The organism is Nocardiopsis listeri (assembly GCF_020741345.1).
GTDB lineage: Bacteria > Actinomycetota > Actinomycetes > Streptosporangiales > Streptosporangiaceae > Nocardiopsis > Nocardiopsis listeri_A.
In genome coordinates this window covers 1-3,384 of the sequence record NZ_DYZD01000472.1, presented here as the reverse complement: position 1 = coordinate 3,384, position 3,384 = coordinate 1, and the positions used below count along the sequence as shown (strand labels likewise).

Here is a 3,384-nt window from a genome sequence, read left to right as displayed (position 1 = left end):
GAGGCCTCCCCCGGACCTCCTCAGGAGCCTTCCTTCGATTCGGGAAGCCCAGAGGATGTGTTTCACGTGAAACCCGGGGGCGCCTCACGCATAGGATCGTCCCCGGGGCCTTCCCCACGAGTCGTCCCGTCCTCGGCAGTGCGAGGACGACCCCGATCCCGCGCCCCGCGCGACCCGTCGGTGGGAGAGCCCTGTACGCGCGGACTGCCGTGATCCGCCGTGCGTTCCACTCGCGGTCGACCTATGGACAGGTCGACAAGGCGATCAATGGTTCATGGAAGTGACGATGGACGAGTTCCGACAGGTGGTGGCCGATGACCTCGGGCGCTGAGGAGACCGGCGCTACGCTCCCCGTGCCCTCCGCGCAGGCGGAGGAGGTGTTCGGCGACAGCCTGCCAGTGGCGATTCGTTTCGCTGAACTGCTCGCCGACGACGGTGTGCGCCGAGGGTTGATCGGCCCGCGAGAGGTGCCCCGTCTTTGGGAGCGGCACCTCATCAACTGCGCTGTCGTTGAGGAGTTGATCCCGGAGGGCGCGGAGGTGGTCGACGTCGGCTCGGGTGCCGGACTGCCCGGGTTGGTGATCGGACTGCTGCGCCCCGATATCCGGATGACCCTACTCGAACCTCTGCTGCGGAGGACGGTCTTCCTGGAGGAGGCCGTCGAGTTGCTCGGTCTGGACAATGTGACGGTGCTCCGTGGGCGGGCGGAGGAGGTCCGTGGCGAGTTGTACACGGATTTCGTCACCGCTCGCGCGGTCGCGCCACTGTCACGTCTGGCGGGTTGGTCGTTGCCTCTGTTGCGTAAGAACGGCAGCCTGTTGGCCCTCAAGGGAGAGCAGGCGGAGGCCGAACTCGCGGAGGCGGAGCAAGACGTTTCGAAACTGCGGCCTAGCGTCTGCGATGTGATCAGGGTGGGGCGGGGTAAGGTCGATCCCGCTACCACGGTCGTTCGCGTCACGGTGACATCCGACGGTGGTCCGTCCCCCTCCGGAGGTTCACAGAAGAAGAGGCGGGACGGCAAGAAGAAGCGCGGACGGAAGAGGTGAACTCATTCGTGCCCCAGAATCCAGCCGACAACGCCGGGGTTTCACGTGAAACCCCGGCGGGTGCCTATGGAGACCTGCTCGATGTTTCACGTGAAACATCGCCCGAACCAGCGGTGGGCCAGTCCTCTGTTTCAGGTGAAACATGGGGAGCCACGCACGCCGTCGCACCCGAAACGCCCATAGCGCAGGTGGCCCGTGCGGCCATGGCCGGCCGAGGTCACGAAGATGCCTGGCCTCGCCCCAAGACCTGTCGCATCATCAGCGTCGCCAACCAGAAGGGGGGCGTCGGCAAGACCACCACGACGGTGAACATCGCCGCCGCCCTCGCCATGCACGGACAGCGTGTCCTCGTGGTCGACCTCGATCCGCAGGGGAACGCGTCCACCGCTCTCGGTATGGAACGCGACGCCCAGACTCGATCCATCTACCACTGCCTGGTGGAGGACGAGGAGATCCGTAAGCTCGCCCAGCCGGTGCCGGACATACCGAACCTGTGGTGTGCCCCGGCCACCATCGACCTGGCCGGCGCCGAGATCGAGTTGGTCTCGCTCGTGGCGCGCGAGGCACGACTCAAGCGTGCCTTCGCCGCCTATGACACCTCGGACCTCGACTACATCCTCATCGACTGCCCGCCTTCGCTCGGCCTGCTGACGGTGAACGCGATGGTCGCCTGCGACGAGGTCATGATCCCGATCCAGTGCGAGTACTACGCCCTGGAGGGGCTCGGCCAGTTGCTGCGCAACGTCGAGTTGGTCAAGTCCCACCTCAACACCGGGCTGTCGATAAGCACCATCCTGCTGACGATGTACGACGGGCGTACCCGCCTGTCCCAACAGGTGGCCGAGGAGGTGCGTTCGCATTTCGGGGACCTGGTCCTGAAGACGTTGGTGCCGAGAAGCGTCCGAGTCTCCGAAGCGCCGAGCTACGCACAGTCGGTCATGACCTACGACCCCACGTCCACCGGTGCGGTGGCCTACCTCGAGGCGGCGCGCGAGATCGCCCACCGTGCGGAGGGGATCAGCGCCGGCTGACGGTGACTGTTTCACGTGAAACACCCCCGGCCGTCGGTCGGTCGGATCAGTACAAGGATTGTGAAGGGAATTGCCGGTGAGCCAGCAGCGGCGCGGACTGGGCAAGGGACTGGGGGCGCTCATCCCGCAGGGGCCGGCGGCCCCCGCGCCGGTGGAGAGTGTCCGGGAGACACCCGCGCCCACGGAACCAACCCCCGAGCCCGCGGTGGTCGAAACCCCGAACGAACTCCCCGACGGCACTTATATCGAGGAGGTCGCGCTCACCTCGATCACGCCGAACCCCCGGCAGCCTCGTATCCACTTCGACGAGGAGGCCCTCGAAGAACTGAGGGACTCCATCGTCGAGGTGGGGTTGCTCCAGCCCATCGTGGTCCGCAAGGTCCAGGGTGGAAAGGATCCTCGCTACGAGCTGATCATGGGGGAGCGGCGGTTCCGGGCGAGTAAGTCCGCGGGTCTGGACCGTGTGCCGGCGATCGTCCGTAGGACCAACGACGACGAACTCCTTCGTGAGGCGTTGCTGGAGAACCTTCACCGGCAGCAGCTCAACCCGCTGGAGGAGGCGGCCGCCTACCAACAGATGCTGGACGACTTCGGGACCACCCAGGAGGAGTTGGCCCAGAGCGTCGGCAAGTCGCGGTCGCACATCTCCAACACGCTGCGCCTGCTGCACCTCCCGGGGAAGGTGCAGACGCGGGTGGCGGCCGGGGTGCTGAGCGCCGGGCACGCCCGGGCCCTACTGTCGATCGACGACCCGGAGGCTCAGGAGCGTCTTGCCGAGCGGGTCAACAACGAGGGTCTCTCGGTCCGTGCGCTGGAGGAGATCGTCGCCTTGCGCCGCAAGGGTCACGACGTCGATGACGCGGAGAAGGCGCGCCGGTCCGCCGGGCGCATCTCCAATCCACCTCAGGTCGAGGAGTGGGCGACCCGTTTCGGGGACCGACTCGACACCACGGTGAAGGTGGACATCGGCCGGAAGAAGGGCAAGATCGTCGTGGAGTTCGCGACGATGGAGGACCTGGAGCGGATCATCAAGCAGATCGAACAGTGATGGCGTCAACCTCGTGACCGAACGGGGGCGATCCGAGGGTGGTGTTTCACGTGAAACACCACCCTCGTTCTGTTCGAGGGGCGGCGTCGGGGTGACTCCATCCGGCGCGTGTTTCACGTGAAACACGCGCCCTCGCTCCCGTGGCGTTTCACGTGAAACGCGGATGACTCCCAAGGGGGTCGAGGCTCCATGGTCTCACTGGGTCGACCCGCGGGCGCCGACTCGCACGCGGGCCCCCGAAGGCGACGAGAGGCCCCCA

3 protein-coding genes are annotated in these 3,384 nt (G+C 66.4%); all 3 read left to right on the top strand.

Annotation, left to right across the window (positions count from 1 at the left end):
- Window positions 1–314 precede the first annotated feature (314 nt).
- The 3 genes from rsmG (at window position 315) to K8V84_RS25530 (ending at window position 3,125) form a co-directional block, all read left to right on the top strand.
- A complete protein-coding gene (gene rsmG, locus K8V84_RS25540; protein ID WP_304079450.1) occupies window positions 315–1,046 on the top strand; it encodes a 16S rRNA (guanine(527)-N(7))-methyltransferase RsmG in 732 nt (243 codons plus the stop codon).
- Window positions 1,047–1,249: 203 nt separating this feature from the next.
- The gene (locus K8V84_RS25535) at window positions 1,250–2,077 is read left to right on the top strand and encodes a ParA family protein (protein WP_304079447.1); all 828 of its coding nucleotides are present in this window, start codon (window positions 1,250–1,252) and stop codon (window positions 2,075–2,077) included.
- 76 nt (window positions 2,078–2,153) lie between these two features.
- Window positions 2,154–3,125 carry a ParB/RepB/Spo0J family partition protein gene (locus tag K8V84_RS25530; RefSeq protein ID WP_304079444.1) on the top strand — a complete coding sequence of 324 codons (972 nt, stop codon included), beginning with the start codon at window positions 2,154–2,156 and terminating at the stop codon, window positions 3,123–3,125.
- The last annotated feature ends 259 nt before the right edge of the window (window positions 3,126–3,384 follow it).

Coding starts and splice junctions, on each gene's coding strand:
- K8V84_RS25535 (WP_304079447.1), top strand. CDS start 1,250: ATGGCCGGCCGAGGTCACGAAGATGCCTGGCCTCGCCCCAAGACCTGT.
- rsmG (WP_304079450.1), top strand. CDS start 315: ATGACCTCGGGCGCTGAGGAGACCGGCGCTACGCTCCCCGTGCCCTCC.